The sequence below is a fragment of the Streptomyces sp. SID1328 genome (assembly GCF_009865595.1).
Classification (GTDB): Bacteria; Actinomycetota; Actinomycetes; order Streptomycetales; family Streptomycetaceae; genus Streptomyces; species Streptomyces griseoluteus.
Genome location: NZ_WWKH01000944.1, coordinates 1 through 3,428 on the forward strand (window position 1 = coordinate 1; position 3,428 = coordinate 3,428).

General features: G+C 76.5%; 2 protein-coding genes. One reads left to right on the forward strand and one right to left on the reverse strand.

Translation table 11 applies throughout. The features are described 5' to 3' along the window. Window positions 1-2,736 (reverse strand): CHAT domain-containing protein (locus GT030_RS30525; RefSeq protein WP_161203859.1); only part of this gene is annotated, 2,736 nt, incomplete at its 3' end. Window positions 2,737-2,857: 121 nt separating this feature from the next. Here GT030_RS30525 and GT030_RS30530 point away from each other — a divergent pair. Further along, complete coding sequence (locus GT030_RS30530; RefSeq protein ID WP_161203860.1) at window positions 2,858-3,265, forward strand: hypothetical protein; 408 nt, start codon at window positions 2,858-2,860, stop codon at window positions 3,263-3,265. Window positions 3,266-3,428 lie beyond the last annotated feature (163 nt).

Sequence of the window (3,428 nt, forward strand, 5' to 3'; positions counted from 1 at the left end):
GGGCGCGTCGGGCACGACCACCGCGAGCAGGCGCCCGGCGGGAGGCGGGCCGGCCGCACGGGCGCGGGCGTACGCCAGGGCACGGACGGTCGGCGTGTAGGAGGAGACCGCGCGGTCCAGCACCGTACGGGACGGGTCGCCGGGGTGACCGGACGCGTGCAGCGGCAGCGTGGCCAGCGGGCCCCCCGGCGACCACCACAGCCTCGGCCAGACACCGTCCGTCGGCGGGGCGGACAGCCCCAGCGCGTCGAGGACCGGCCCGGTGACGTGGTCCCACGTCCAGGCGAGCACCTCCGCGACCGTCTCCTGCGCGGCCCGCTCTCCGTCCGGTACGGCCGCCCCGGCGAGCGCGGTGTCGAGCCGGCGCGCCTGCGCCTCCACGGCGGCAAGTCCGGCGCCCGGCAGCGGGACCGGCAGTACCCGGTCCGGCAGCAGGACCAGGGCGTCGCTGCGATACGGGCTCGTGTACACCAGGACCACCGGCCCCCGCCCGGCACACGCCCGCACCTCGGCGGTCGTCGGACCGTCCAGGAAGTCGCCGAAGCCCGGCAGGGTGCGGATCTCCGTGACCAGGTCCTCCCAGCGGGCCGCGAGCATGTGCCGCTCGTCGGTGTCCTGCTCCGCGGGGTCCAGCGCGTCGATGAGATCCCGCAGCTCCACGAAGCGGTCGGCGGCGTCCGGATACGCGGCACGCAGCCGCTCCAGCTCGGCGCGGGCCGAGATGGTCCGCCCGAGCAGCACCCCGCGCCCCTGCTCCAGCAGCAGCACCGCTTGGTCGAGCCGGCCCAGGTGCACCGCGCACGCGGCGGCGTCCGCGGCCAGCCCCTGAACACTGGTCAGCCCGTGCTCCTGGTCGTCGCGGGTCAGCCGCCTGCCGATGCTGAACGGCAGCAGGGCGAGGGCGAGTCCGAACCCGTCGAGCGCCTGCTCCCAGCGGCCCGCGTCCGCCGCCGCGATGCCCCAGGAGTACGCGGCCCGCACGCGCCGCGCGGCGGGCAGCGCCGTGATCCCGGCGACCTGCCGGTAGGCGTCCTCCGCCGCGAGCAGCACCGCCGGGTCCTCGGTCACCGCATGCAGGGCGCGCAGCGCGGACGCGTACGACTGGAGCCGGTTGGCGGTGGGGGCCGCGCCGGGGGGCGACGCCCACACGGACCGGCCGAGCGTGGTCACCGCCTGGTTCAGCAGCGTCGGGTCCTCGGCCGCACGCGCGCCCGTGAGCTGGGACAGGCCCAGGTTGTGCAGATAGTCGGCGTGCTCCGAGGTGCCGTACTCCGTCCGCTCCACGGCCTCGGTCAGCATGGCGGCCGACTCGGCGAGGTCGGCCGGGTCGCCGCCGGACTCGTACCGCTGGAAGAGGGCGTTGCCGAGGTGGTTCAGCCGCATGGCCCGCTCCGCGCCGCCCGGTGGAGTGCGGGCCAGCACTCGCCGGGCGGCCTCGACGGCCTCGGCGGCGGCGTCCGCGTCGCCGGTGCGGTCGTACCACGTCTGGAGGACCACGCCGAGGTTGGCGAGCTGGGTGTCGGAGTCCCTGGCCGTGCGGGGGGCGTTCAGCGCCGGCCGGGCCAGGCGGGCCGCCTCGCGCAGGGTCTCCAGGTCGCCCGTCTGGTGGTAGCGCTCGCGCAGGGCCAGGGCGAGGTTCGCCACCCGGCCCAGATGGCCCTCCTCCTGCGGCGACGGCTCCGCGACGGCGGCGCGCAGGACGCGTACGGACTCGTCCAGCAGGGCCGCGTCGCCGGTGCGCTCGCCCAGCCGGTGCAGGGCGTTGCCGAGGCTGTTGAGCCGGTGCGGGCGGGTCCGGCTGACCTCCGGTGTCTCCCGTACGGCCTCGCCGAGCAGGGCCACGGCCGCGCGCAGCGGCTCGGTGTCGTCGGTGTGCTCGGCCGCCAGCCGGAGGGCCACGCCCAGTCCGGTGAGGGCGCGCGCCCGCAGGGGATGGCCCCTCGGGGCCGCGGCGAGGGCGGCTTCGTGGGCGGCGACCATGGCCTCGATGTCGGCCGGGGCGCCGGTGAGTTCGGCCTTCGTCCGGCAGGCCGTGGCCAGGTGGAGCAGGGCCTGCGGGCGGCGGGGCGCCGGAGTGTCCCTGAGGGCCGCGTTCAGCAGGTCGACGGCCTCGCGGGCCCGTGCGGGGTCCCGGTGCAGCTCGGCGGTGTGGCGGAGGGTCGCCGCCAGGTTGTTCCGTACGGTCGGCAGTTCCGGGGAGTCCTCGGGCAGCAGGGTCAGGGCCACCCGGCGCAGGTGCTCCGCCTCCGCGAGGTCGGCGGGGTCGCCCGTCGCCCCGCCCCGCTCGGCCAGCAGGCCGCCGAGGGTGTCGAGGATGAACGGCCGGTTGTCCCAGCCGTGCACGGGCAGCTCGGCGGCACGGCGCAGGGCGGTGATGCCCGCCGCCAAGTCGGCCGGATCGCGGGTGAGTTCATGGCGGTCGGCCAGCATGCGGCCCAGGAGGCGGAAGTCCTGCTCGTCCGGGGCGGGGCCTGCCGTGAGCGCCTGTCCCTCGGTGATCGACTCGTCCAGGTCCCGCCGGTCGCGGAACGCCGACCAGCGCATCACGAGGGTGCTGCGCAGTGCCGCCCGGCACGCGGCGGGTACGGGGCCCCCGGGTGGCGCCGCGCGGAGGGCCTCCCGGCAGATCCCGACCGCGCTGTCCAGCGGACGGCGGTCACCTGACCGATTGAACTCCTCGATCAGCGCCGCGGCTTGGCGGAGAGCGTGCCCAGCAGCTCCGTGCGCGTCCGACATGACCGGCCCCCGTGTGTGACGCCATGGGCTCTCGAGTCCCGGGCCCGATTTTACCCAAGTGGTCCCTGCGGCGCCCTCGTTATGCTGAGCCGCCGGTCGGCTGGTCCAGGGAGGTACGACGATGAGCGGGCTCGACGACGACGGGGACGGCGTGCCGGGCCACGAGCGGCTGGCGGCCCTCTGCCACCGGTTGGCCGAGCGGGCGCCCGGACTCGGCCCCGACGGCCGCCGGTTGATCGACCACATCACCACCGAGGTGCGCGGCGGACGCCCGCCGGAGGAACTGGAGGACTCCTTCGACGAGTTGGAGGAGCTCCTGCTGGCCGCCGGCTTCACCGCGGGTCTCGGCTCGTACCGCACCGACACCCCGCCCGTCTATCAGCGGTTCCCAGGCGCCGGGCACCCGCTGCTGCGCGTACTGGCGTGTCCGGGCGGCGGCTGCGCCCGCCTCGAGGCACCCGAGCCCGGAGGCCCGGCCCAGTGCCGGATCCTCGGGCGGCCGCTGCGGGAGATCAGGCTACGTCCGTGACCGCCTTCCTCAACGCGCTCAGCGGCAAGCTGGCCGAACGCTGGCTCGCCCTGCTGGCCATTCCCGGCCTGGTGTACCTCGTCACGCTGGCCACCGCCGTCACCCTCGGCCAGCGGCACTGGCGGGACACCGGGCGGCTGCGCGAGCGCCTCGACGCCCTCGC

Bases quoted from the DNA above. Each gene is read 5' to 3' on its own strand.
- GT030_RS30530 (WP_161203860.1), top strand. From the start codon at position 2,858: ATGAGCGGGCTCGACGACGACGGGGACGGCGTGCCGGGCCACGAGCGG.